This window comes from Kribbella sp. NPDC004138, assembly GCF_053603655.1.
Map to the genome: position 1 here is coordinate 62469 of NZ_JBSGFZ010000026.1, position 24333 is coordinate 86801.

General features: G+C 69.1%; 20 protein-coding genes. 13 read left to right on the forward strand and 7 right to left on the reverse strand.

Annotation, left to right across the window (positions count from 1 at the left end; all coding sequences use genetic code 11):
- Positions 1–27 precede the first annotated feature (27 nt).
- The 6 genes from mtrA (at position 28) to ACWEOO_RS32010 (ending at position 7470) form a co-directional block, all read left to right on the forward strand.
- Positions 28–705: an MtrAB system response regulator MtrA gene (mtrA, locus tag ACWEOO_RS31985; protein ID WP_141859693.1), complete on the forward strand. Its 678-nt coding sequence runs from the start codon at positions 28–30 to the stop codon at positions 703–705.
- Positions 706–836: 131 nt separating this feature from the next.
- Complete coding sequence (gene mtrB, locus ACWEOO_RS31990) at positions 837–2513, forward strand: MtrAB system histidine kinase MtrB (RefSeq protein WP_452146199.1); 1677 nt, start codon at positions 837–839, stop codon at positions 2511–2513.
- On the forward strand, positions 2510–4273 hold the full coding sequence (locus tag ACWEOO_RS31995) for an LpqB family beta-propeller domain-containing protein (RefSeq protein WP_452146200.1): 1764 nt from the start codon (positions 2510–2512) through the stop codon (positions 4271–4273). Before mtrB ends, ACWEOO_RS31995 begins: the two co-directional genes overlap by 4 nt.
- Positions 4274–4474: 201 nt before the next feature.
- Positions 4475–5056, forward strand: a complete 582-nt coding sequence (locus tag ACWEOO_RS32000) for a ComF family protein (protein WP_452146201.1) — start codon at positions 4475–4477, stop codon at positions 5054–5056.
- A gap of 216 nt (positions 5057–5272) precedes the next feature.
- The gene (hpf, locus tag ACWEOO_RS32005) at positions 5273–5899 is read left to right on the forward strand and encodes a ribosome hibernation-promoting factor, HPF/YfiA family (RefSeq protein ID WP_359935366.1); all 627 of its coding nucleotides are present in this window, start codon (positions 5273–5275) and stop codon (positions 5897–5899) included.
- 185 nt (positions 5900–6084) lie between these two features.
- Positions 6085–7470 (forward strand): ferredoxin reductase family protein, encoded by a 1386-nt coding sequence (locus ACWEOO_RS32010; RefSeq protein WP_452146202.1) that lies wholly within the window; start codon positions 6085–6087, stop codon positions 7468–7470.
- Here ACWEOO_RS32010 and ACWEOO_RS32015 read toward each other — a convergent pair.
- Positions 7467–8282 carry a S1 family peptidase gene (locus ACWEOO_RS32015; RefSeq protein ID WP_452146203.1) on the reverse strand — a complete coding sequence of 272 codons (816 nt, stop codon included), beginning with the start codon at positions 8280–8282 and terminating at the stop codon, positions 7467–7469. The genes ACWEOO_RS32010 and ACWEOO_RS32015 overlap by 4 nt on opposite strands.
- A 285-nt stretch (positions 8283–8567) precedes the next feature.
- On the opposite strand from ACWEOO_RS32015, the gene ACWEOO_RS32020 reads away from it, so the two are divergent.
- The 3 genes from ACWEOO_RS32020 (at position 8568) to ACWEOO_RS32030 (ending at position 13946) form a co-directional block, all read left to right on the forward strand.
- On the forward strand, positions 8568–9716 hold the full coding sequence (locus ACWEOO_RS32020; RefSeq protein ID WP_452146285.1) for a winged helix-turn-helix domain-containing protein: 1149 nt from the start codon (positions 8568–8570) through the stop codon (positions 9714–9716).
- Between the two features lie 189 nt (positions 9717–9905).
- Positions 9906–12881 carry a preprotein translocase subunit SecA gene (gene secA / locus ACWEOO_RS32025; RefSeq protein ID WP_452146204.1) on the forward strand — a complete coding sequence of 992 codons (2976 nt, stop codon included), beginning with the start codon at positions 9906–9908 and terminating at the stop codon, positions 12879–12881.
- 108 nt (positions 12882–12989) lie between these two features.
- The gene (locus ACWEOO_RS32030; protein ID WP_452146205.1) at positions 12990–13946 is read left to right on the forward strand and encodes an NAD(P)H-dependent flavin oxidoreductase; all 957 of its coding nucleotides are present in this window, start codon (positions 12990–12992) and stop codon (positions 13944–13946) included.
- Here the strand turns inward: ACWEOO_RS32030 and melA are convergent.
- The 6 genes from melA to ACWEOO_RS32060 are packed head-to-tail and all read right to left on the reverse strand — an operon-like array spanning position 13910 to position 20027.
- Complete coding sequence (gene melA, locus ACWEOO_RS32035) at positions 13910–15208, reverse strand: alpha-galactosidase (protein WP_452146206.1); 1299 nt, start codon at positions 15206–15208, stop codon at positions 13910–13912. The genes ACWEOO_RS32030 and melA overlap by 37 nt on opposite strands.
- On the reverse strand, positions 15205–16140 hold the full coding sequence (locus ACWEOO_RS32040) for a carbohydrate kinase family protein (protein ID WP_452146207.1): 936 nt from the start codon (positions 16138–16140) through the stop codon (positions 15205–15207). The genes melA and ACWEOO_RS32040 overlap by 4 nt, the downstream gene beginning before the upstream one ends.
- 7 nt (positions 16141–16147) lie before the next feature.
- Positions 16148–16960, reverse strand: coding sequence for a carbohydrate ABC transporter permease (locus tag ACWEOO_RS32045; protein ID WP_355696722.1), 813 nt, complete (start codon positions 16958–16960; stop codon positions 16148–16150).
- Positions 16957–17880 (reverse strand): carbohydrate ABC transporter permease, encoded by a 924-nt coding sequence (locus ACWEOO_RS32050; protein WP_363718082.1) that lies wholly within the window; start codon positions 17878–17880, stop codon positions 16957–16959. The genes ACWEOO_RS32045 and ACWEOO_RS32050 overlap by 4 nt, the downstream gene beginning before the upstream one ends.
- Positions 17880–19178: an ABC transporter substrate-binding protein gene (locus ACWEOO_RS32055; protein ID WP_452146208.1), complete on the reverse strand. Its 1299-nt coding sequence runs from the start codon at positions 19176–19178 to the stop codon at positions 17880–17882. The genes ACWEOO_RS32050 and ACWEOO_RS32055 overlap by 1 nt, the downstream gene beginning before the upstream one ends.
- A 33-nt stretch (positions 19179–19211) precedes the next feature.
- Complete coding sequence (locus ACWEOO_RS32060; RefSeq protein ID WP_452146209.1) at positions 19212–20027, reverse strand: endo alpha-1,4 polygalactosaminidase; 816 nt, start codon at positions 20025–20027, stop codon at positions 19212–19214.
- A gap of 274 nt (positions 20028–20301) precedes the next feature.
- Here ACWEOO_RS32060 and ACWEOO_RS32065 point away from each other — a divergent pair, with 274 nt between their 5' ends.
- Genes ACWEOO_RS32065 through ACWEOO_RS32080 form a run of 4 tightly spaced genes read left to right on the forward strand, consistent with a single transcriptional unit; the run spans position 20302 to position 24316 of the window.
- Positions 20302–21321: a LacI family DNA-binding transcriptional regulator gene (locus ACWEOO_RS32065; protein ID WP_452146210.1), complete on the forward strand. Its 1020-nt coding sequence runs from the start codon at positions 20302–20304 to the stop codon at positions 21319–21321.
- 12 nt (positions 21322–21333) lie between these two features.
- Positions 21334–22602 (forward strand): extracellular solute-binding protein, encoded by a 1269-nt coding sequence (locus ACWEOO_RS32070; RefSeq protein ID WP_452146211.1) that lies wholly within the window; start codon positions 21334–21336, stop codon positions 22600–22602.
- On the forward strand, positions 22599–23498 hold the full coding sequence (locus ACWEOO_RS32075) for a carbohydrate ABC transporter permease (RefSeq protein ID WP_452146212.1): 900 nt from the start codon (positions 22599–22601) through the stop codon (positions 23496–23498). The genes ACWEOO_RS32070 and ACWEOO_RS32075 overlap by 4 nt, the downstream gene beginning before the upstream one ends.
- Positions 23498–24316, forward strand: a complete 819-nt coding sequence (locus ACWEOO_RS32080) for a carbohydrate ABC transporter permease (protein ID WP_452146213.1) — start codon at positions 23498–23500, stop codon at positions 24314–24316. The genes ACWEOO_RS32075 and ACWEOO_RS32080 overlap by 1 nt, the downstream gene beginning before the upstream one ends.
- Positions 24317–24333 lie beyond the last annotated feature (17 nt).

The window sequence follows — 24333 nt, forward strand, 5'->3', positions numbered from 1 at the left end:
AAGGGCGTGGCAGACGGTAACCGGACGATGCGGGGCCGCATCCTCATCGTCGACGACGACACCGCGTTGTCGGAGATGCTCAGCATCGTGCTGCGCAACGAGGGCTACGACACCTATCTGTGCGCGACCGGTGACAAGGCGGTGCCGGCGTTCCGGGAGTTCAAGCCCGATCTGCTGCTGCTCGACCTGATGCTGCCCGGGATGGACGGCATCGACGTCTGCCGGGCGATCCGGGCCGAGTCCGGCGTGCCGATCGTGATGCTGACCGCCAAGAGCGACACCGTCGACGTCGTGCTCGGGCTGGAGTCCGGGGCCGACGACTACGTGGTCAAGCCGTTCAAGCCGAAGGAGCTGGTGGCCCGGATCCGGGCCCGGCTGCGCCGGATGGACGAGCCCGGCCCGGAGTCGCTGACCATCGGCGACCTCACCATCGACGTGGCCGGCCACTCGGTGAAGCGGGCCGGCGAGACGATCCAGCTGACGCCGCTGGAGTTCGACCTGCTGGTCTGCCTGGCGTCGAAGCCCTGGCAGGTGTTCACCCGCGAGGTGCTGCTGGAGCAGGTCTGGGGCTACCGCCACGCCGCGGACACCCGGCTGGTGAACGTGCACGTCCAGCGGCTGCGCTCCAAGATCGAGAAGGACCCTGAGCACCCGGAGATCGTGGTCACGGTCCGCGGTGTCGGATACAAGGCGGGTGCGGACTGATCGAGTACGGACGCGGCCAAGAGCCGCAGGCTGCCGCCGGCGACCAGGTGGTGGACCCCGGTCACGAGGTGCACACCGGTCAGATCACTGATCACCGGAGCGGGCAGCCGTCGGCACCTCCCGAGCAGGAGGTGGCCGAGTCCCGCGGGACGGAGCTGGAGCTGACCGCCGCCGCGGCGGATTGGGCTGCCCAGCCGCAGCCGCTGTGGCGGACGCACCCCAAGCACTGGCCCGACATCTGGCGGCGGTCCATCCAGGCCCGGATCGTCACCGGCACCCTGCTGATGTCGACGCTCGTGCTGATCCTGGTCGGCTGGGTGATGATGAGCCAGGTCACCGACGGTGTCCTGGAGTCGCGCCGGATGAGCGCCCAGGCCGAGGTGCGCGCCCAGCTCCAGCAGCTGTCCGTCAGCCTCGACGCCGCCAACCCGAACCTCGTCAACCAGCAGCTGTCCGAGCTGGTCCTCGGCTCCAACCGCCCAGGCCTGTACGACGTCCTGCTGGTGCCGACGGACCAGGCGGCGTCCAACGCGATCCGCTACACCGGACTGGTCAACAGCGACTCGATCCCGCAGCCGCTGTCCTCGTCCGTGGTGAGCGACGGCTCCAAGCTCTGGGACACGTACACGCTGATCAACTACCGCGACAGCCCCAGCGTCCCGGGCCTGGTGATCGGTTCCCAGATCCGGATCGACTCGACCGGTGACAAGTACGCGATCTACTTCCTGTTCCCGCTCACGGCGCAGCAGGAGACGCTGGACGTCGTCCAGCGCGCACTGGTGACCGCGGGGCTGTTGCTGATCGTCCTGCTCGGCGCGGTGGCCTGGCTGGTCACCCGGCAGGTCGTGACGCCGGTGCGGATGGCCCGCCGGATCGCCGAGCGGCTGGCGGCCGGCAAGCTCGAGGAGCGGATGCAGGTCCGCGGCACCGACGACCTGGCCCGGCTGGCCGTGTCGTTCAACAAGATGGCGTCCAACCTGCAGCGCCAGATCCGCCGGCTGGAGGAGTTGTCGCGGCTGCAGCGCCGGTTCGTGTCGGACGTGTCCCACGAGCTGCGGACGCCGCTCACCACGGTGCGGATGGCCGCTGACCTGCTGCACGAGAGCCGTGACCAGTTCGACCCGATCAGCCGGCGCTCGGTGGAGCTGCTGCAGAACGAGCTCAACCGGTTCGAGGAGCTGCTCGCCGACCTGCTGGAGATCAGCAGGTTCGACGCCGGAGCGGCTGCCCTGGACCTGGAGGACGTCGACCTGCGCGACATCGTCAACCGGGTGCTGGAGAACCACGAGACCCTGGTCGAGCGGAAGGGCTGCGAGGTCCAGCTGGACATGCCGCGGCCGTGCCGGGCCAAGGTGGACTCCCGGCGCATCGAGCGGATCCTGCGGAACCTGATCGGCAACGCGATCGAGCACAGCGAAGGCCTGCCGATCCGGATCAGCACGGCGTACGACGAGGAGGCCGCCGCGGTGGCCGTCCGCGACCACGGCGTCGGGTTCCGGCCGGAGGAGGCCGAGATGGTGTTCAGCCGGTTCTGGCGGGCCGACCCGGCCCGGGCCCGGACCACCGGCGGCACCGGCCTCGGCCTGTCGATCGCACTCGAGGACGCCCGGCTGCACGGCGGCCGCCTGGACGCGTGGGGCTCGCCCGGCGACGGCGCGTACTTCCGGCTGACGCTGCCGCGCCGCCCGGACGTGGCGCTCACCGGTTCGCCGCTGCCGCCGCGGCCGGCGGACGCGACCCGCGTGGTCACCGAACTCGTCGACGTCGGCGCGCCGTACCAGAAGCTGAGCGGCGGTGAGGAGCGATGAAGCGCAGGCTGGTCGCGGCCGTGCTGGCCGTGATGATGCTGGGCGGCTGCGCGGCCGTGCCGACCAAGGGCACCATCCGCAACGGCGAGCGGCAGGGGCTGGCGCCGGACCTGGGCGGCGTCGGCGTCGAGGCCAAGCCGCCGCGGGCGAACGTCGGCGACATGGCGATCGTCAGCGGCTTCCTGGAGGCCATGTCGGACTCCCAGGCGTACGACGTCGCGCGGCAGTACATGACCCCGGCCGCGGCCGGGGAGTGGCGACCGGACTCGCGGACCGTGGTGTACGAGCAGAGCGCCGACTCGCTGACCCGGAAGCCCGGCGGCATCCAGTTGACCGCCCGCAAGATCGCGACCATCGGCGCGCGCGGCGAGTGGATCCCGGCGAAGGCCGACGAGCCGGCCGACTTCTTCTTCAGGCTCAAGAAGATCGATGGACAGCTCCGCGTGGACACACCGCCGCCGGGGGCGTACCTCGGCAGCAACCAGGTCGACCTGAAGCTCGCATCCCGGGACCTGTACTTCTTCAACCAGTCCCGCGACCTGCTCGTACCGGACCAGGTCTGGCTGCCGCAGAACCTCCCGTCCGGCCAGGCCGCGACCCAGCTCGTCCAAGAGCTGCTGAAAGGCCCGACCAGCCGGCTCGGGAACGGCGTGGTGTCCATCGCGCCGCCCGGCACCGAAGTGCAGGTTTCCGTCCCGGTGGACCTCGGCGTGGCGACCGTGGCGCTGAACGACGCCGCGGGCTCGCTCCGCGACCAGGAACGACGGCTGCTGGCCGCGCAGATCGTCTGGACCCTCAACCAGCTGAACCTGCGGGCCAAGATCACGGTCGGCGGCGCACCGCTGCTGCCTGACGACCCCGAGGTCCTGCCGTTCGCCAACTTCAGCCCGTACGACCCGCAGGTGCCGGCCGGGACGGCGACCAAGCTCTTCGGCCTGCTGAAACAGAAGCCGCACCGGATCGTCGGCCTGGACGGGGCGTCGGACATCGCCGCCCAGCCGCTGAACGCCGGGCCACTTGCGCTGTACAAGGCGCAGTCGCTCGCGGTGACGCTGGCCGGCGACGCCGGGGCGATCGTCACCGCCGACGGGAAGTACCTCGTCTACGGCAAGCTGGACCCGGGCGACAAGGACGTCGACCAGGCGAAGATCGGGCTCGAGGGGAAGACCCTGCCGCCGAGCTTCGACGACCAGGACAACCTGTGGTTCCTGGACCGGGCCGACCGCGACCACCCACGGCTGCGGCTCCGCAACCACGACGGGCCGCTCGACGTCATCGACACCGACTTCAAGGGCGACACCCCGGTCGCGCTGCGGATGGCCCCCGACGGCGTACGGGTGCTGCTCGTGATGCAGGCGGCCGGCAGCAAGCAGAACTACGTCCAGACCGCCGCGATCCAGACCGCTCCCGACGGCAAGCGCCGGGTGCTCGGCGCGTTCCGGCCGCTCCGGCTGGCGCTGACCAACATCACCGACGCGGCCTGGAACAAGCAGGGCATCATCGTGATCGGCTCCGGCGGCAACGCCAGCTCGGCACGTCAGGCCTGGCTGGCCAGCCCTGACGGCTCCAGCCTGCAGCTGCTGCCCGGGTCGTCGCCCGACTTCGTCCCGCAGCGCGTCGCGTCGAACCCGAACAAGGACACCCTCCCGGTGATCCAGGACGACACCGGCCGCATCCACTGGCTCAGCAAGGACCTGATCTGGGTCTCTCCCGACTCCGGCGACATCCAGGGCCCGATCGAGCCCACCTACCCTGGCTGATCCCGCTGCGCCAACCTGTGGCGACAGCGGGTTGTCCACAGGGACGCGTGGGCCTGGTTGCGCGGGACCGGAGAAACCGGGGACCGTGAGGTGGTGCGGGGGTGGGACGGGGTCGCGGACCTGGTGCTGGGCGGGCGGTGCGCCGGGTGTGAGCGGCCGGGGGTCACTCTCTGTGGTGGTTGCCGTCGGCTACTGACGGGGATGACTCCGTTCCGTGCCTGGCCGGACCCGAGTCCGCCCGGGCTGGCGCCGCCGACCGCCGCCGCGCCGTACGCCGGGGAGCTCCGCAACCTGATCCTCGCGCACAAGGAGCACGCCCGCTACGCCCTGGCCCGGCCGCTCGGGCGGCTGCTGGCCGACGTCGTACGGACCGCGCTCGGGGACCGGCAGGCGTCGTGGGTGTGTCCGGTGCCGTCGCCGCGGGCAACCGTCCGCACACGGGGGCACGACCCGCTGCTGCGGATTACGAAAGCTGCCGTCAGATCCCTGCGCAGACAGGGAATCGACGCTCGCACGGCCGGCGCGCTGCGGGTCGTCGGGCGCCCCGACGACCAGGCCGGCCTGTCCGCGGAACGCCGGACCGCCAACCTGGACGGGGTTTTCGGGGTGCGTTCGCGCTGGGCTGAAACGCTGATCGATCAACCGGTCCTGCTGGTGGACGACGTGATCACCACCGGATCCACGCTCACCGAAGCCTGCCGCGCCTTGGAATCCCGGGGAATCCGGGTGCTCGGCTGCGCGCTGCTGGCCGCGACCGCGAGACACCGGACGTCTGGTTCATGAGAACTTCCCTACCGGTTTTCGCCGAAGCCGACTAGCGTTGGCCCATGACACCCGCTAGGGCTTGTCGGGCAGTGGAGTGGCGGAGGACCGGATCAGCCGGATTCCTTGCCACCGGGTCCGACGGGTTCGACAGCGGGTGTTCTCGTTTCGGGCACCGTCACCACGAGTACGGGGGTCCGAACACGTAAAAGAAGTCGCCGATCGATGGAGGTTTCCGTGGACGTCGTTGTCAAGGGTCATCACTGCGAGGTCAGTGACCGCTTCCGGCAGTACGTCGAGGAAAAACTCGAGCGAATCGAGAAAGTCGATCATCGGGTACTGCGGTGCGAGGTGGAAGTCAGCCAGGAGAAGAACCCGCGACAGCACGATCGGGCGATGCGTGTCGAGCTCACCATGTACACCAAGGGTCCGGTGGTCCGCGCAGAGGCGTGCGGCGAGACCAAGCAGGCGGCGTTCGACGTCTGCCTGGACCGGCTCCGGTCCCAGGTCCGCAAGGCGGCCGACCGGCGCCGGGTGCACCGGGGTGAGCGGACGCCGGAAGGCCTGCGGCACGTGAACGCGAAGCAGCCGGTTGCCGGCAACGCACCTCTAGTGGAGGAACCAGTCGCCGAGGACGAGGTGGCGACGCACAAGTACGGATCTCTCACGGTCACCGGCGACGGTCCGCTGGTGATGCGCGAGAAGACCCACACCGCCAAGCCGATGACCCTGGACCAGGCGCTCTACGAGCTCGAACTGGTCGGGCACGACTTCTACCTGTTCGTCGACGCGGACGAGAACCAGCCGAGCGTCGTCTACCGCCGTCGCGGCTACGACTACGGCGTGATCAGGCTGGCCGTCTGAACCGTTCGCTCGTTGGTGGCGAGCCTCGCGAGATTCGGGAGGAGATACCGCAGCCGCGGGCCGGGCAAACCCGGCCCGCGGCTTCTTTACGCCTGACTGACGCTCGGTCCAGAATGGGCGAATTGGTCAGCTCCTGGCGCAGCTTTTCCCTTCCCGGCCCGCGCGCGACAGCGTAGTTTCCCAGGGTGCCGAAGGAGCCCCTCGTCCCCGGAAGCCGGGCCGTCATGGTCCGGCACCGCGTCTCGGCGCGGTTGCACGGTCCGCTGTCGCGATTCGCGTGGTTCGTGCTCTACCTCGACGTCCTGGTGATTCCCCTGCTCCTCGCCTGGGGAGCGATCGGGGTCGCGGAGTCGGATGCGGGCGGTGCGATCGAGCTCAGCGCCGGACTGGTCGCGTTCTCGGCGCTGGTGGTGGCCGTCGTCCTCCCCGCGCGGCTGCCGTGGCTGATCTCGTCGTTCGGGATCGAGACCATCCTCACGGTGCACCGGTTGATCGCGACGATCGCCGTCGTCCTCGTGGTCGTACACCTGGTCGCAGTGCTGGTCTTCGATCCGCGCCATCTGTCGATCCTCGCGCTCTGGCACACGACCTGGGCAGCCCGGGCCGCGGTCACGTCGACGGTGGCGCTGGTGCTGATCGTCGTACTCGCGCTGCGGCGAGCTCGGCGCCAGCCGCGGTACGAGGGCTGGCGGCTGGTGCACAACGGGCTCGTCGCGGTGGTGCTGGTCACCGCCTGGCTGCATGTCTGGTGGCTCCGGCACCTCGTTTCGCACACGCTGCTGGCCGCCTGGTTCGTCCTCTCCGGACTGCTCGTGGCGGGCCTGGCTGCGCGCCGGTGGATCGTGCTGCCGCTGCGCGCCCGCCGGTACGCCTACGTCGTGGCTTCGGTACGCGCGGTGCCGGGCGACGGTGTCACGCTGGTGATCCAGGCGGACGGGCATCCTGGGCTGCCGTTCGCCGCGGGACAGTTCGTCTGGCTCAAGATCGGGTCGACGCCGTTCGTCTTCGAGGAGCATCCGTTCAGCATCGCCTCGACGGCCGAGCATCCGGACCGAATGGAGTTCACCATCAAGGCGCTCGGGGACTTCACCGAGTTGCTCGTCGGCCTGCGGCCCGGCCGGCGCGTCTTTCTGGACGGCCCGTACGGCGGCTTCACCATGGCGGGCCTCGACAGCGCGCCGGGGTTCGTGCTGATCGCGGCCGGGGTCGGGGTCACGCCGTTGCTCAGCATGCTCCGGACGATGGCCGACCGCGGCGATCAGCGTTCGGTCCGGTTGATCCTCGCAGCCCGCCGAGAGCACGATCTGATGCTGCTCCCCGAAGTGGAGGAGGTCCGGGCACGGCTGCACCTCAAGGTCGTCAAGGTGGTGAGCGAACCCGGACCGGAGTGGACCGGTGAGACCGGGCGGATCAATCACGACGTACTCAGCCGCAATCTCCCGCGCCGGTACCACCGGCTCCACTATTTCCTGTGCGGCCCGCAGCCCATGGTGACCTCGGTCAGCCACGACTTGGCCGCACTCGGTGTTCCGCTGCGCCGGATCCACACCGAACGCTTCGGTTCCGTTTAGCTGTCGATCTGCTGCTGCAGCTCCGCCGCGTACGTCGCGACCTCGGCGTACACGCCCGGGTTGCCGGCGTCCGCGCAGCCGATGCCCCAGGACACGACACCGAACAGGCGGCCGTTCAGGACCAGCGGGCCGCCGGAGTCGCCCTGGCAGGAGTCCTTGCCGCCCGCCTCGTACCCGGCGCAGATCTCGCCGTCGGCCGTGTAGCCCTCGCTCGCGTACGCCTTTTCGCAATACGCGTCGCCGAGGACCGGTACGTCGACCTTCTGGAACGTGGCCGCCGGGCCGGTGCCCTCGGTCTCGCCCCAGCCGTACACGATCGAGGCGGCGCCGGCCGCGTCGGCCGCCTTGTCGGTCTCCAGCGCCAGCGTGTCGACACCCTCGAACGGGGTCGCCAGCGTCATCACGGCGACGTCGTGGCCGGGCGACTTGCCGTACTCAGGGTCCACCCAGATGCTGCTGATCTTGGACTCCTTGCCCGTGGACTTGTCGGCGAGGTCGTCGCGGCCCTGGATCGCGGTGTACGTCGACGCGGCCTCGGTGGAGCAGTGTGCCGCGGTGACGATCTTGTTCGCCGCCACCAGCGTCGACCCGCAGTACTCGCCGGTCGGGTCGGGGGAGTTGCTGTTCGACAGCTGGATGGCCCACGGCGTGTCGGCGGTGTGGGCGATGGTGCCGCCGACGATCCGGGTCTTGGGTCCGTCCGGCGACTGCGCGGCCGACGCGGAGCCTGCTACGGCCACCGCACCGAGGGACGCCGCGGTCAGTACGCCGGCCGCGAGGGCAGCGCGGACCACCTGCTTCTTTCCTGTCATGCCTCACTCCAGGGTGATAGGGGCCGCACGGGCGGACGGCCTCCTGGCAGGTTCTCCCGAACACCATGCGTAGCGCACCTCCCACTTTCGGTAACTCCGGAGTTATGCCCACGGCTCCAGAGCCAACCTTGAGCCCACACCAACCGGTTTCGAGCCGTCGAAATGGTTGGTGGGTGCCCAAGGTGGGGGGAAATGTCGGTGGGGCCCGGCACAATGCGGGACGTGACTACTCAGGTGCTGTCTACGGCTCAGGCGCGACGGGTCGCGCTGGCGGCGCAGGGGTTCATGGACCCCCGGCCGAAGGGCGTTCCCGACGCGCGGGCGCTGTCCCGGGTGCTCGGCCGGATCGGGCTGATCCAGATCGACTCGGTCAACGTCCTGAGCCGCACGCAGTACCTGCCGCTTTACTCGCGCCTCGGGCCGTATCCGCGGGAGCTGCTCGACCGCGCCGCCGGCAAGGCCCCGCGCCGCCTGGTGGAGTACTGGGCGCACGAGGCGTCGCTGATCCCGGTCGAGACGCATCCGCTGATGCGCTGGCGGATGGCCCGCGCGACGACCGAGGCCTGGGGCGGCCCGCGGTCGATCGCGAAGGAGCGGCCGGACCTGATCAAGCAGGTGCTCGCCGACGTGCAGACCCACGGCCCGCTGACCGCCCGCGAGATCGACGACGACGTGGAGCGGGCGCGGGACAACTGGGGCTGGAACTGGTCCGACGTGAAACGCGCCCTGGAGTTCCTGTTCTTCGCCGGGGAGATCACCGTCGCCCGGCGCAACCAGCAGTTCGAGCGGCTGTACGACGTCCCCGAGCGGGTGCTGCCCCGCGCGGTGGTCGACACGCCGACGCCGACGCTCGACGAGGCGCACCGCGGGCTGGTGTCGATCGCGGCCCGGGCGCACGGGGTGGCGACCGCGCAGTGCCTGCGGGACTACTTCCGGACCGCGCCCGAGCCGACGCTGCAGGCGATCGCGGAGCTGGTCGAGGAGGGCGAGCTGCTGCCGGTGCAGATCGACGGCTGGAAGCGCCCGGCGTACCTGCACCGCGACGCGCGGCTGCCGCGCCGGGTGAACACCCGGGCCCTGGTCAGCCCGTTCGACTCGCTGGTCTTCGAGCGCACCCGGACCGAGGTCCTCTTCGACTTCCGGTACCGGATCGAGATCTACGTGCCGGCCGAGAAGCGCATCCACGGGTATTACGTGCTCCCGTTCCTGCTCGGCGACCGGCTGGTCGCGCGGGTGGACCTGAAGGCCGACCGCCCCGGCGGCGTGCTGCTCGTCCAGTCGGCGCACGCGGAGCCGAAGGCGCCGGTGGAGACCGCCGAGGAGCTGGCCGCGGAGCTGGTCCAGCTGGCCGGATGGCTCGGGCTGGACCAGGTCCGGGTGGCCGGCGGCGGTGACCTTTCGCCAGCGCTCAGTGACGCCCTGCGAGGCTCCTGAGGAGATCGCGGGAACTTTCCGGCGCGCTCACGCGTGGGTCCGGTAGGGCTCGAGGCACGCTGCGGGCGTGGCTTGGCACACCCGGCCCCGTACGATGGGGGGACGCACGCCTTCCCGGGAGGGGTCGGCGCGCCCTGTCGGCGTTCGGCCGCAACCCAGGCTTCAGCAGCAAGGAGTGAACTCCCCACCATGAAGGTTGTCGACAAGGTCCTGCGGATCGGCGAGGGCAAGATCCTGCGCCAGCTGCAGGGCATCGCGAAGATGGTCAACTCCATCGAGGACGACTTCGTCACGATGTCCGACGAGGAGCTGCGCGCGCAGACCGCGGAGTTCAAGGAGCGCCACGAGAACGGGGAGTCTCTCGACGCGCTGCTCCCGGAGGCCTTCGCGGTGGTCCGGGAGGCGGCCAAGCGGACCCTGCACCAGCGGCACTACGACGTCCAGATCATGGGCGGCGCGGCGCTGCACCTCGGCAACATCGCCGAGATGAAGACCGGTGAGGGCAAGACGCTGGTCGGCACGCTCCCGACGTACCTGAACGCGCTGTCCGGCAAGGGCGTGCACGTGGTCACGGTGAACGACTACCTGGCCAAGTACCAGGCCGAGTGGATGGGCCGGGTGTACCACTTCCTCGGGCTCGACTACGGCGTGATCCTGCCGGAGATGTCGCCCGCGGAGCGCCGGATCGCCTACGCCAAGGACATCACCTACGGCACCAACAACGAGTTCGGCTTCGACTACCTGCGCGACAACATGGCGGGCAGCATCGAGGACTGCGTCCAGCGCGAGCACAACTACGCGATCGTGGACGAGGTGGACTCGATCCTGATCGACGAGGCCCGGACCCCGCTGATCATCTCCGGTCCGGCCGAGGACTCCCAGCGCTGGTACGTCGAGATGGCCCGGATCGCGAACGCGCTGAAGGCCTGGACGCTGGCCGACGAGGCGGAGCTGAAGCGGAAGAACCCCCGGGTCACCGACCTCGAGATCGACGAGACCAAGCGCCGGGTCGCCGACTACGACGTGGACGAGAAGAAGCGCACGGTCGCGATCCTCGAGCGCGGTATCGAGAAGGTCGAGGACCGGCTCGGCATCGACAACCTGTACGAGTCGGCCAACACCCCGCTGATCAGCTACCTGAACAACGCGCTGAAGGCCAAGGATCTGTTCCACCGGGACAAGGACTACGTCGTCGTCGACAACGGCGAGGTCCTGATCGTCGACGAGCACACCGGCCGGACGCTGCACGGCCGCCGCTACAACGAGGGTCTGCACCAGGCGATCGAGGCCAAGGAAGGCGTCGAGATCAAGGAGGAGTACCAGACCCTCGCGACGATCACGCTGCAGAACTACTTCCGCCTCTACGACAAGCTGGCCGGCATGACCGGTACGGCGATGACCGAGGCGAACGAGTTCTCCAAGGTCTACAAGCTCGGCGTCGTCCCGATCCCGACCAACAAGCCGATGATCCGGGTCGAGGAGCGGGACCTGATCTACCGCACCGAGGACGCCAAGTTCGACGCGGTGGTCAAGGACATCGTCGACGTGCACGCCACCGGTCAGCCGATCCTGGTCGGTACGACGTCGGTGGAGAAGTCTGAGCGGCTGTCCCGTCAGCTGCTCAAGGAGAACATCAAGCACGAGGTGCTGAACGCGAAGCAGCACGCGCGGGAGGCGGCGATCGTCGCGGAGGCGGGCCGCAAGGGTGCGGTCACGGTGGCCACCAACATGGCCGGCCGTGGTACCGACATCATCCTCGGCGGCAACCCCGAGTTCCTCGCCGACAAGGAGCTGCGCGCCCGCGGTATCGACCCGGCCGAGGACATCGAGCAGTACGAGTCCGAGTACCCGGAGATGCTCGAGCAGTTCGAGAAGCAGGTCAAGGAGGAGCAGACCGAGGTCCGCGAGCTCGGCGGCCTGTACGTGCTCGGTACCGAGCGGCACGAGTCCCGCCGGATCGACAACCAGCTGCGCGGTCGCTCCGGCCGCCAGGGCGACCCCGGCAAGTCCCGGTTCTACCTGTCGCTCGAGGACGACCTGATGCGGCTGTTCAAGCGCGAGATGGTCGACTGGGCGATGTCGCGGAACAACGATGACTCGCAGCCGCTGGAGAACAAGGTCGTCACCAAGGCGATCGCGTCCGCGCAGGGCCAGGTCGAGGCGCAGAACTTCGAGACCCGGAAGAACATCCTCAAGTACGACGACGTGATGAACCGCCAGCGGCACGTCGTGTACGACGAGCGTCGCCGCGTGCTCGAGGGCGCCGACCTGCGCGAGCAGGTGCAGGACATGCTCGAGGAGACCGTCACCGGCTACGTGCAGGGCGCGACCGCGGACGGCTTCGCCGAGGACTGGGACCTGGACGCGCTGTTCACCGCGATGAAGACGCTGTACCAGACGGAGCTCACCGAGGAGGAGCTGATCGAGGAGGCCGGCGGCGAGAAGGCCGGCCTGACGCAGGACTTCCTGATCGAGCGGTTCATCGAGGACGCCACCGCGGCGTACGAGCGGCGTGAAGAGCTGCTCGGCGAGGAGGCGATGCGGGAGCTGGAGCGTCGCGTCGTCCTGAGCGTGCTGGACCGCAAGTGGCGCGAGCACCTGTACGAGATGGACTACCTGCGCGAGGGCATCGGCCTGCGCGCGATGGCGCAGCGTGACCCGCTGGTCGAGTACCAGCGCGAGGGGTACGACATGTTCGCCGCGATGATGGAGTCCATCAAGGAGGAGTCGGTCGGCTTCATCTTCAACGTCGAGGTCGACGTCGAGGCGATGCGCGCCGAGATGGAGCTCGCGAACGAGGCGGCGCTGGCCGACGAGGACAGCCTCGAGGGCAAGCGGATCCAGGACATCCTCACTCCGGGCGCACCGATCGCGGAGTTCGCCGGCCGGACCGCCGACGAGGAGCGGCCGCAGGACACCCCGCGGCCGCGGGACACGCCGCGCCTGCGCGCCAAGGGGCTCACCAACGAGCCGCGGCCGCAACGCCTGACGTATTCGGCGCCGACCATCGACGGTGACGACGAGGTCGCGATGCACACCGACGCCGTCGAGGACGGCAAGCTGGAGTACGCCGGGACGCCGCGCAACGCCGCCTGCCCGTGCGGCTCCGGCAAGAAGTACAAGCGCTGCCACGGCGACCCCCAGTCGGACGTCTACAAGTTCTGACGCAGATCCATCGACGGCCGGTCCCCATCCCGGGGCCGGCCGTTCTGTGTCTGGCGTGGTGTGGCGCGGGACATGGTGTGGGGGCGGCGAGTGTGGTGCGCTGGGGGTATGTGGCTGACGGAGCGGTTCGGGCTCGCGGTGCCGGTGGTGGGGGCGCCGATGGCGAATGTGAGCGGCGGGAAGCTGACGGCGGCGATCTCGGCCGCGGGCGGGTTGGGGATGCTCGGCGCGGGGTCCGCGGTCTCGGCCGACTGGATCCGGACCGAGGGCGCGATCGCCGCGGCCGGCGGGGCGCCGTACGGGATCGGGTTGATGGCCTGGTCCGTCGAGGATCACCCGGAGCACCTCGAGGCGATGCTGGAGCTGAAGCCCGCACTGGTGTCGCTGAGCTTCGGGAACTACCAGCCGTACGTCGAGACGCTGCAGGCGGCCGGGATCGTCGTCGCGACCCAGGCGGGCACCGTCGCCGATGCCCGCGAGGCGGTGGCGGCCGGGGTGGACGTGATCGTTGCCCGGGGCGCCGAAGCCGGCGGGCACGGGCGGAACGCCGTTGCCACGTTGCCGTTGCTGCAGGCGATCCTCGACCTCACCGACCTGCCGGTGCTCGCCGGCGGCGGGATCTCCGGTCCGCGCGGGCTGGCCGCTGTGCTGGCGGCGGGTGCGGCGGGCGGCTGGATCGGTACTGCGTTCCTCACCTGCGTCGAGGCGCTGACCAAGGAGCCGGTGCGGCAGCGGATCATCGAGGCGGACGAGACCGACACCGTGTACGGCACGGTGTTCGACGCCGCGTCGCGGGCGGGCTGGCCGGACGAGTTCGGCGGCCGGGCGCTCCGCAACGCGTACTACGACAACTGGGAGGGGCGCGAGCAGGAGCTGAAGTCGGACGACGCGGGTCATGCCGAGTACGTCGACGGAACCAGCGCCGCCGACCCGGCCCGCGCGTCGATCTACGCGGGCCAGGGCGTCGGCGCTCTCACCGGTCAGCCGACAGCCGCCGAGGTCCTCGACGGCTTCGCGACGTACCGCGACTACCTGAGCGCCGCCCTCAACGGCGGGTCCAAGTAGTTGCGATGAGCAAGCACCATCTCGTCGCACAGCTCCCAGATCCGCTCGACGGGTAGCGCGGCCGCGGTCGCCGGGTCGACCATCACCGCCTGCCGGATCGCGCGCGGGTCTTGCTGGATCGCTGCCTGGACGACGAGTTCGGCGACGCTGAGGTACGACCGGTTGAGCGCCGCACACTGCGCCGGAAGCTCGCCGACCGCGACCGGCCGGAGCCCCGAAGCATCCACCAGGCAAGGAACCTCGACGACGCCCTCGGCCTGCAGATTGGCAATCAAGCCACCGGTGTTCGGGAGGTTGGCGTAGATGGTGCGCGAGGTGTTGGTGACGATGCTGTGGATGATTTGGGGGGCGTACTCCATGGTGGGTTCGACGTCGACCGGATCGCCGACCTTCAGGGCATCGCGGGTGTGTTCGTAGGACGCGAGGTTGTCCGCGACGATGTCGAGGTAGGCGCCGATCGGGAGGCGGAGGCGTTCGATCTCGGAGGTGTGGCCGAGGTACCACGGGACGTACTCCGCGGAGTGTTCGCTCGTCTCGGTCGGGTAGCAGCCGAGCCGGCGGTACATGTCCACCCGGACCCGCCGGCGCAGCTCCGGGTCCGCCGCGATCGCCGCGTCCAGCCGGTCGTACAGGTTCTCCGATCCGCGCTCGAACCGCAGCACCCACGACTGGTGGTTCACGCCCGCGGCCAGGTAGCCGACGTCCTCGTACGGTACGCCGACCAGCTCGGACAGCCCCTGCATCGTCCAGTAGACCGAGTGGCAGAGCCCGACGACGTTGCGGACCCCGAGCGCCTTCAGGTACCAGACGTTCATCACCATCGGGTTGGTGTAGTTGAGCAGCCAGGCGTCCGGGCAAACCTCGGCGATGTCCTTCGCGAGCTCCCGCAGGACCGGGAACGTCCGCAGCGCGCGGAACACGCCGCCGACGCCGAGGGTGTCGCCGATCGTCTGCCGGATTCCGTACCGAGCGGGGATCTCGAAGTCGACGTGGGTCGCCGCGTTCATCCCGACCTGCACGATGTTGATGACGAAGTCGGCGCCGTCGAGCGCCGCCCGCCGTTCGAGATGCGTGGTGATCCGCGGGTCGACGCTACTCTCCCGCGCGATGTACGAGGCCGCGGCCGCGGCGGTGTCGAGCCGCTCGGGGTCGATGTCGTGCAACGCGATGTGCACAGGACCCAGCTCGAGCGCGAACAGGTCGGCGAGCAATCCCTGCGTGAACACCACGCTGCCCGCCCCGACGAACGCGATCTTGGTCATGGCGCCACACTCCCGAGGGCCAGGTCCCAGTCGGGTTGGGCAGCTGTACCGCCGGCCGCGCGCGTCGAGAGGGAGCCGCAGGCAGCCGCGATCGCCAGCGCACGCTCGGGTTTCGAGCCGTGCAGTACGGCGGCGACCCAGCCGGCGTCGAAGCTGTCGCCCGCGCCGACGGCATCGACCGTGTCCACCTTCAACGCCGGCGCGGTGATCACCCTGGTCCCGTCGTGAGCCAAGGCGCCGTCCGGGCCGTTCTTGACGACTACGTGGGTGCCGCGGCGAGCCAGGCGCCGGGCCAGGATGCCGGCCGCGTCCTCGACCGAGTGGTGGCCGGTGAGGGCCAGAGCCTCGGCCGCGTTGGGCAGGAAGTAGTCGGTGACCCGCAGCACGGGGTCGAGCATCATGCGGTCCCACTTACCGGCCGGATCGTCGTTCGGATCCAATGAGGTGGACGCCTTGGCCGCCTTGGCCTCTTTGAAGATCCCCGCCAGCCCTGCCGCCAGTTCCGGCATCAAGTAGAACGAGGCGGCATGCACATGCCGCACCGACCGCACGAGGGATGTCGGGACATCCTCCGCCACAGTACTCGGCAAACACCCGGGGGACGTCAGGATCGCGCGATCGTCCCCCGAGGTGAGGATGGTGGTCAGCGGCGTCGGGAGCGATGGGTCGACCACCAGCGCGTCGACATTCACGTCCCGGTCCGCGAGCGACGTACGGACGAAGTCACCGGCCGGGTCGTCGCCGACGCGGCCTGCGAAGGCGACGCGGAGACCGAGCCGGGCCGCGCCGCAGGCCATGATCGACGCGGAGCCGCCGAGGACCAGGGAGCCGCCGGGGACGAGGCGTTCCCGTTGGCCGAAGAGGATCGGCTGGTCGACGGGCCCGACGACCACGTCGGGGTTCGCGTCGCCGATCACTAGCAGATCGAACATGTTTGTCTCAGCCTTTGAGTCCGGTGGAGGCCAGTGAGCGGATGAACGCCTTCTGGGCCAGGAGGAAGCCCAGCAGGACGGGCAGCACGGTGATGACGTTGCCGGCCATCACCGCCGACCACTGGGTGTGGTGCTGTCCCTGGAACGTGGTCAGTCCCAGCTGGAGGGTGTAGGTGGAGTCGCTGTTGATCGCGATCAACGGCCAGGTCAGGTCGTTCCAGGTCGCGAGGAACGTGAGGACGGCGACGGTGCTCAACGCCGGCCGCGCGAGCGGCAGCACGATCGACACCAGGATCCGTAGCCGTCCGCAGCCGTCCAGCCAGGCGGCCTCCTCGAGTTCCCGGGGGAGCGAGACGAAGAACTGCCGGAAAAGAAACACCGAAAGCGGCGTCACCAGCGACGGCACGATGAGCGCGCCGAGCGTGTCGATCAGGCCGAGCTGTTTCATCACCAGGAACGTCGGGATCATCGTCAGCTGGAACGGGACGACCATCGTCGCGAGCATCAGCCCGAGCACGAGCTTCGAACCGGCGAACCGGATCCGCGCGAAGGCGTACCCGCCGAGCGAGCCGAGCACCAGGTTCGCGGTCACCGCCACCGCGGAAACCACCAGGGAATTCAGGAACCACCTCGGAAACAGAGCGTTTCCGAGCACGTACCGGTAGCCGTCCAGCTTGATCCCGTGCGGCCACAGCGCCGGCGGAAAACGGTTGATCTCCGCGTTGCTCATCACCGAGCTGACCAGCAGCCAGACCAGCGGCAACGCGAACAGGAGCGCCAGTGGCGCGAGGACGAAGTGCCAACCGCTGATCCGCCTCATCGAGCAGCCACCCGCTTCCGGTAGAGCTGCAGGGCGACACCGATCACGAGCAAGGCGACCGCCAGGGTGTACGCGGCCGCCGCGCTGTAGCCGGCCGTGAACGTCTTGAAGGCCTTCTCCCAGATGAAGTACACGATCACCGTCGTCGAGCCGAGCGGCCCGCCCTTGGTGGTGACGAACACCAGGTCGAACACCTGCAGCGCGTTGATGGTCTGGAACAGCAGCAGGAAGATCGTCACCGGCGTCAGCGCGGGCAGCGTCACATGCCGCAGGACGCCCCACCGGCCGGCGCCGTCGATCCGCGCGGCCTCGACCAGATCGGTCGAAACCCCTTGCAGACCGGCGAGATAGACGATCACGCAGAACCCGGTGCCGCTCCACAACGAGATCGCGACCAGCAGGTACAGCGCCTGCCCCGGATCGCTGAAGAAGCCTTGGGCCGGCAGCCCGACCTTGTGCAGCAGGGAGTTCGCGACACCGAACTCCGGATCCAGCACGAACGAGAACAGCACACCCTGCGCCGCGGCCGACACCACGAACGGCACGAACACCAGCGTCCGGTACAGCCCGATCAACGCGATTTTCCGGTCCAGCGCGATCGCGATCGCCAACCCGGCGACCACACTCAACGGGACGTAGAGCGCCGTGTAGATCAGCGTGTGCACGACCGCCGACCCGAACGCCGGGTCCTTCACCAGTGCCTGGTAGTTCGCCAGTCCGACCCATTGGCTCGGGGACACCAGATCGTTCACCTGGAACGACAACAGCAGCGACCACACCACGGGGACGACACCGAGGCCGAGGATGAGCACCACCGACGGACTCACGAACGCCCAGCCGGTCGCACCTTCACCACGCGCCCGCCGTTTGGCCGCCCGGCTCCGCGGATCGACGGTGAACGTCCCGACCACGCTGGCCATCAGCTCGGCACCGCCAGCACCTGGTTGCACTGGTCGACGGCCTGCTCGAGTGCGTCCGCCGGGCTCTGCTTGCCCAGCAGGACGGCGGCGATCGCCTCGCCGACGTGCTGCGAGATCTGCGGGTACGTCGAGATCGTCGGCCGCACCTTCGCGGTGTCGAGCGCGGTCACGAACACGTCCAGCCCGTGGGTCGCCGCGGAATGCTTCTTCCACTCGGGCATTTCCGCGGTGGCCTTGGTGATCGGCAGGCTGCCGCCCTTGATGTCCCACTGCAGGTCCTGCGCCGGATCGGCCAGCCAGCTGACGAACTCGGTGGCGGCCTTCACCTTGGCCTTGCCGTTGTCGAAGATCGTCCAGGTGTCCGGCCCGGAGATCGTGATCGGCTTCCCCGAGTACGACGGCAGCGGGACGACGCCGTAGTCGAGGCCGGCGTCCTTCAGCTCGGGGAGCTGCCAGGGGCCGGTGGCAACCATTCCCATCCGGCCGCCGAGGAACACCTGGTACAGCTGTTCGCTGCCCGGTTTCGGGTCGACGTACAGCGACTTGTCGGTGCGCAGCCGGTCCAGGGTTTCGAGGGCCTTCGTGCCGACCGCGTCGAAGCCCGCCTTCTTACCGTCACCGCTGACCACATCGCCGCCGAGGTCCCAGATCATCGGCCAGATCCGCCAGACCGTGTCCTCGTCGCCGACACCCGGCCAGCCGGTGCCGAAGACGCCCTTCGCCGGATCGGTCAGCTGTTTCGACGTGGCCACGAAGTCGTCCCAGGTCCAGCCTGCCGCCGGCGGCGCCACCCCGGCGGCCGCGAACAGTTTCTTGTTGTAGACCACGCACAGCGAGTCGAGCAGGGCCGGCGCGGCCCGGACCTTGCCCTTGACGCTGACGGCGTCCTTCACGGCCGGCCAGTAGCCGTCGACCGTCAGTTGCCCGGTGAGATCGGCGACCTTGGGGCTCTTGGTGAGGCTGGCGAGATCCGACCCGAAGATGTACGCGATGTCCGGGTAGGACCCCGCCGCCAGTCCCGCGGTGACCTTCTGCAGCATGCTGTCCGCGGTCACGCCGCCACCGCCGCCGACCACCTTGATCTTCGGGTGCGACTGGTTGAACGCGGCGATCAGTGAGTCGATCGCGGCCTTGCCGAGGTCAACCTGGCCGTGCCACAGATCCAGCGTCACGACGCCGTTCGGATCGGCTCCCTCGTCGTCGTTCTTGCCGCAGGCGCCCACGGTGCCGACGGCCGCCACGGCGGCGGCCGCGCGCAGGACGTCACGGCGGGACAGGTTTCGAGCATGCTGAGACATGACGGTCTCCAGAAAGGTGTGGACGAAAGGAGTTCAGCAGGTCTTGCGGACGTACCCGGCGTCGCCCGGGACGGAGACGTCCACATCGCGCTGCACGATCGAGAGCGTTCCGCCGTACTGCGAACACGCTGTCCGCCGGCCGCTGTCGGTGTACTCGATCACGATCACGTTGTTGCCAAAGGCATCGACGTAGTCGCCGCACTCGTCGTACTGGCCGCATTCCTCGGCGACCGCGAAGTCGAGGCCGACCGCTGTCCGCGCGCCGGCCAGTTCGACCGTGTTCTTCTGGCCGATCGCGAGGTTCTTGCTGTGGGCGTGGGTGGCCAGCAGGGTCAGGTACGCCTTGGCCTGCCCGGCGGTGAGGAGGTTCTTCGAGCGGGTGTAGCTGTCGTAGTTGTCCGGCTCGATCGCCCGGTAGCCCTTGGCGGCGCAGCCGTCGATCCAGCCGTTCACCTTGGCGGCGATCCGGGTCCGCTTGTCGGCGGTACGGAGATCGAGCAGCGGCTCGCCCCAGTCCTCGTCGATCACCAGGTTGCCCTTGGCATCGCGGAGCAGCAGGTCGGCGGCCCACTGGCCCTGTTCGCCCGGCTGGACCTGGAAGGCGTTGACGTAGCAGATGTTGTAGAGGCCCGCGGCGGGCGCGGCGGTCCGGTCGCGGGTGACCACCTGGACTCCGGCAGGTGGGGTGTACGCGCCGCCGATCTGGTAGTCGAACTTCGCGTGTGCCGGCGGCAGCGTGACGGCCGCGTCGGCGGAGGTTCGGGTGAGGGTGGAGGCGGTGATGGTGACGGCGACTGCGAGGGCGGTGGCCGCGGCTGCTCCGAGCAGGCGGCGGGTGAGTCTGGACACGATTGCTCCATCGGTCCCGGGGACGCGACCCCGCCTCGGGTTTCTCACCACCCTGGCGCCGGAAAACCGGACTTCAGGCCGTCGGCCTGGTACCGGCTGGGTGCGTCGCTGCCGACCAGTCAATCCCTCGCCGGCCGCGGCCGTCAAGCGATCGGCTGCAAACGAGTGCGCGGAACTGCCCGCAGATTGCGGTACTGCGCATCGATTGCGATCTTGACAGCCTGGGTTTTAACCGGTTTAGATGCTCTTTAAACCGGTTTAAAGGAGATCTCGGGTGACCAAGCGGCCGACAATCGCGGATGTGGCGCGCCGGGCCGGCGTGTCCAAGGGCTCGGTGTCGTTCGCGCTCAACGGGCGGCCGGGGCTGGCGCAGGCGACCGTGGACAAGATCCTCGCGGCCGCCGACGAGCTGGGCTGGCGGCCGAGCAACCGGGCCCGGTCGCTGTCGGTCTCGAAGGCGTTCGCGCTCGGCCTGGTGATCACCCGGGATCCGGCCGTGCTGTCGTCGGACCCGTTCTTCCCGGCGTTCATCGCCGGGGTCGAGAGCGTGCTGTCGACGCAGGGCCAGGCCCTGGTCCTGCAGGTGGTCGCCGACGGCTCGGAGGCGGACGGCTACCAGCGGCTCGCGCAGGACGCGCGGGTGGACGGGGTGTTCCTTTCCGACCTCCGGCACGACGATCCGCGGATCGAGCTGCTCGTCGAGCTCGGCCTGCCCGCGGTCACGCTGAACCGGCCGGACGGCGACTCGCCGTTCCCGGCGGTCACCCTCGACGACCGGCCCGGCACAAGGGCGGTCGTCGAGCACCTGGTCGAGCTCGGGCACACCCGGATCGCGCACGTCGCCGGGCCACCCGCGTTCGTGCACGCCACGGCCCGCTCCACGGCCTTCGTCGAGGCGCTGGCTGCCGCCGGGCTGGAGCCGGTCGCGGTCGAGAACGGCGACTTCACCGCGGCCGGCGGTATCGAGGCGACGCGGCGGTTGCTCGCGCTGTCGCAGCCGCCGACCGCGATCGTCTATGCGAACGACCGGATGGCGATCGCCGGTCTGGGCGCCGCCCAGGCCGCCGGCCTGACGGTGCCGGACGACCTGAGCATCGCGGGCTTCGACGACAGCGAGCTCGCCGAGTACGTGCATCCCGGTCTGACCACGGTCCGCGCCGACCCGTTCCGCTTCGGCGAGACGGCGGCCCGGACCCTCAACCGGGTCGTCGACGGCGAGACCGACGTACCCGACGTCGAGCTCCCGCCCGCGGAACTCGTCGTACGGCGCTCCACTGCTGCACCCCCTGCCTAGGAGGAACCCCTGATGAAGTTGCAAGCTGGACTGCTGGCCGTCGTTCTCGCCGGCTCACTCGCCGCGTGCGGGAGCGGCGGTGACGGCGCTGGTGACGCCGACGCCGCGGCCAAGGCCCGCGGACCGATCACGATCTGGTACTCGAACAACGCCGAGGAAGTGGCCTGGGGCAAGCAGATGGTCGCGGCCTGGAACGCCGAGCACGCCGACCAGAAGATCACCGCGCAGGAGATCCCGACGGGCAAGTCGTCCGAGGAGGTGATCGGCGCCGCGATCACGGCAGGCAACGCGCCGTGCCTGATCTTCAACACGTCACCGGCGTCGGTGTCGCAGTTCCAGAAGCAGGGCGGACTGGTGCCGCTGGACGCGTCCTACATCGAGGAGCGCTCCGGCGACGTCGCCCAGCAGTACAAGTCACCGGACGGCAAGTACTACCAGCTGCCGTGGAAGTCGAACCCGGTGATGATCTTCTACAACAAGAAGGTGTTCGCGAAGGCCGGCATCACGAACCCGTCGCTGGCCACCTACGACGAGTTCCTCGCGACGTCGCGGAAGATCGTGGCTTCGAAGGCGGCGAAGTTCGCCATCTACCCGGCGCCGAGCAACGAGTTCTACCAGTCCTGGTTCGACTTCTACCCGTTGTACGCGGCCGAGAGCGGCGGCAAGCAGCTGGTGGCCGACGGCAAGGCGACGTTCGCGTCCGACGAGGGCAAGAAAGTCGCCCAGTTCTGGCGGACGATGTACGCCGACAAGCTGGCGTCGCCGGAGAAGTACACCGGGGACGCGTTCGTGGACGGCACCGCGGCGATGGCCGTGGTCGGTCCGTGGGCGATCGCGACGTACAAGGGCAAGGTCGACTGGGGCGTCGTCCCGGTGCCGACGTCCGCGGGCAAGCCGGCCGCCGAGATTCACACGTTCTCCGACGCCAAGAACGTCGCGATGTACTCGGCCTGCAAGAACCGCGGGACGGCGGCGGACGTGCTGAAGTTCGCGACCAGCAAGGACCAGGACGGCAAGTTCCTGGCCGCGACCGGGCAGATGCCGCTGCGCAAGGACGTCGCCTCGACGTACGCGGACTACTTCGCGAAGAACCCGGACTACAAGACGTTCGCAGACCAGGCGTCGCGGACCGTCGAGGTCCCGAACGTGCCGAACTCGATCACGATCTGGCAGACCTTCCGCGACGCCTACTCCAAGTCGGTGATCTTCGGCCAGGAGGACGTCGGCCAGGCCCTCGACGGCGCCGCACAGAAGGTCGACCAACTCATCAAGCAGTCATGAGGTCGCGTGGTCCGCTCGGCCGGATCCTCGGTGAGCATCCGGTCGGGACCGCGTTCGTCACGCCGTACGTCGTTTTCCTGGCCGCGGTGTTCGCGTATCCGCTCGGGTTCGCGGTGTACATGTCGTTCCACGACTACTTCTTCGCCGCGCCCGGTGCGATCGTGGACCGGCCGTTCGTCGGGTTCGACAACTACGTGGCGGTGCTGTCGGATCCGGCGGTCCGGCGGGCGTTCGGCAACGTGCTGGTCTTCCTGGTGATCAATGTTCCGCTGACCGTCGTGCTGTCGCTCGGGCTGGCGAACGCGCTGAACGCGGCGATCCGGTGGCGGACGTTCTTCCGGGTCTCGTACTACGTGCCGTATGTGACCGCGTCGGTCGCGGTGGTCGGCGTCTGGCTCTTCCTGTTCAACTCGAACGGGCTGGTCAATTCGCTGCTGGGGCCGTTGGCTCCCGATCCGTCGTGGCTGGTGAACTCGTCCTTGGCGATGCCGACGGTCGCGATCTACGTGACGTGGAAACAGCTCGGGTTCTTCATCCTGCTGTACCTCGCCGCGCTGCAGAACGTCTCGAAGGACCTCTACGAGGCGGCGGCGATGGACGGCGCCGGGCGGTGGAAATCGTTTCTCAACGTGACCGTTCCGGGGGTGCGGCCGGCGACCACGTTGGTCGTGCTCGTCGCGACGGTGACGGGCGCGAACCTCTTCACCGAGCCCTACCTCTTGACCGGTGGCGGCGGACCGGACGGAGCGTCCGCCTCCCCGGTGCTGATCATGTACCAGCGCGGGATCGAGCAGGGGAATCCGGATATCGGGTCGGCGATCGGCGTGCTGCTCGTCATCGGGGTGCTGGTGCTCGCGTTGCTCGAACGGCGGTTCGTCGGGCGGGAGGAGGACTGATGAAGCTCAAGTTCGTCGCGCTGCTGATCGGCGCGTTCGTCTTCCTGTTTCCGTTCTACTACATGCTGATCGGCTCCCTGCAGGCCGAACCGGATCCGACGGTTTCCGGAGCATTTCCGTCACCTGGCAACCTGACCGGCCACAACTACGCCGAGATCAACAAGGCCATCGACCTCGGCCGGTCGCTGCTCAACTCCGGCATCTTCACCGGCGGCGTCATCCTCGGCACCCTCGTGTTCGGGGTCCTCGCCGGCTACGCGCTGGCGCGGCTGCGGTTCCGCGGCCGCGGGCTCGTGTTCAACCTGATGCTGCTCATCCAGGTGGTGCCGTTCCAGTTGCTGACGATCCCGCTCTACGTGCTGATCGTGCGCAGTTACGGGCTGGCCGACAGCTATCTCGGGATGACCCTGCCGTTCCTGATCAACTCGACCGCGGTCTTCGTGTTCCGGCAGTACTTCCTGCAGTTGCCGGCCGAGCTCTTCGACGCCGCCCGGATCGACGGTGCGTCGGAGCTGGGCATCCTCTGGCGGGTCGCCGTACCGCTGGTCCGGCCCGCGCTGCTGACCGGCGTGCTGCTCACGTTCATCGGGCCGTGGAACGAGTTCCTGTGGCCGTTCCTGATCACCAAGCAGCAGGACCTGCAGCCGCTCGCGGTCTCGCTGTCCAACTACCTGACCACGGTGTCCGCCCGCGCCGCGAACCCGTTCGGCGCCGTGCTCGCGGGCGCCTGCGTGCTCGCCGCGCCCGCGGTCGCCCTGTTCATCGTCTTCCAGCGCCGGTTCATCTCGACGAACCTGTCGTCCGGCGTCAAAGGCTAGAACCGCAGTGCTGATCT

What these genes read in the sequence shown, in the direction of transcription:
- mtrA (WP_141859693.1), top strand. Translation starts at nt 28, where the DNA reads ATGCGGGGCCGCATCCTCATCGTCGACGACGACACCGCGTTGTCGGAG.
- ACWEOO_RS31995 (WP_452146200.1), top strand. Translation starts at nt 2,510, where the DNA reads ATGAAGCGCAGGCTGGTCGCGGCCGTGCTGGCCGTGATGATGCTGGGC.
- ACWEOO_RS32000 (WP_452146201.1), top strand. Translation starts at nt 4,475, where the DNA reads ATGACTCCGTTCCGTGCCTGGCCGGACCCGAGTCCGCCCGGGCTGGCG.
- ACWEOO_RS32015 (WP_452146203.1), bottom strand. Translation starts at nt 8,282, where the DNA reads ATGACAGGAAAGAAGCAGGTGGTCCGCGCTGCCCTCGCGGCCGGCGTA.
- ACWEOO_RS32020 (WP_452146285.1), top strand. Translation starts at nt 8,568, where the DNA reads ATGGACCCCCGGCCGAAGGGCGTTCCCGACGCGCGGGCGCTGTCCCGG.
- secA (WP_452146204.1), top strand. Translation starts at nt 9,906, where the DNA reads ATGAAGGTTGTCGACAAGGTCCTGCGGATCGGCGAGGGCAAGATCCTG.
- ACWEOO_RS32030 (WP_452146205.1), top strand. Translation starts at nt 12,990, where the DNA reads ATGTGGCTGACGGAGCGGTTCGGGCTCGCGGTGCCGGTGGTGGGGGCG.
- melA (WP_452146206.1), bottom strand. Translation starts at nt 15,208, where the DNA reads ATGACCAAGATCGCGTTCGTCGGGGCGGGCAGCGTGGTGTTCACGCAG.
- ACWEOO_RS32040 (WP_452146207.1), bottom strand. Translation starts at nt 16,140, where the DNA reads ATGTTCGATCTGCTAGTGATCGGCGACGCGAACCCCGACGTGGTCGTC.
- ACWEOO_RS32045 (WP_355696722.1), bottom strand. Translation starts at nt 16,960, where the DNA reads ATGAGGCGGATCAGCGGTTGGCACTTCGTCCTCGCGCCACTGGCGCTC.
- ACWEOO_RS32050 (WP_363718082.1), bottom strand. Translation starts at nt 17,880, where the DNA reads ATGGCCAGCGTGGTCGGGACGTTCACCGTCGATCCGCGGAGCCGGGCG.
- ACWEOO_RS32055 (WP_452146208.1), bottom strand. Translation starts at nt 19,178, where the DNA reads ATGTCTCAGCATGCTCGAAACCTGTCCCGCCGTGACGTCCTGCGCGCG.
- ACWEOO_RS32070 (WP_452146211.1), top strand. Translation starts at nt 21,334, where the DNA reads ATGAAGTTGCAAGCTGGACTGCTGGCCGTCGTTCTCGCCGGCTCACTC.
- ACWEOO_RS32075 (WP_452146212.1), top strand. Translation starts at nt 22,599, where the DNA reads ATGAGGTCGCGTGGTCCGCTCGGCCGGATCCTCGGTGAGCATCCGGTC.
- ACWEOO_RS32080 (WP_452146213.1), top strand. Translation starts at nt 23,498, where the DNA reads ATGAAGCTCAAGTTCGTCGCGCTGCTGATCGGCGCGTTCGTCTTCCTG.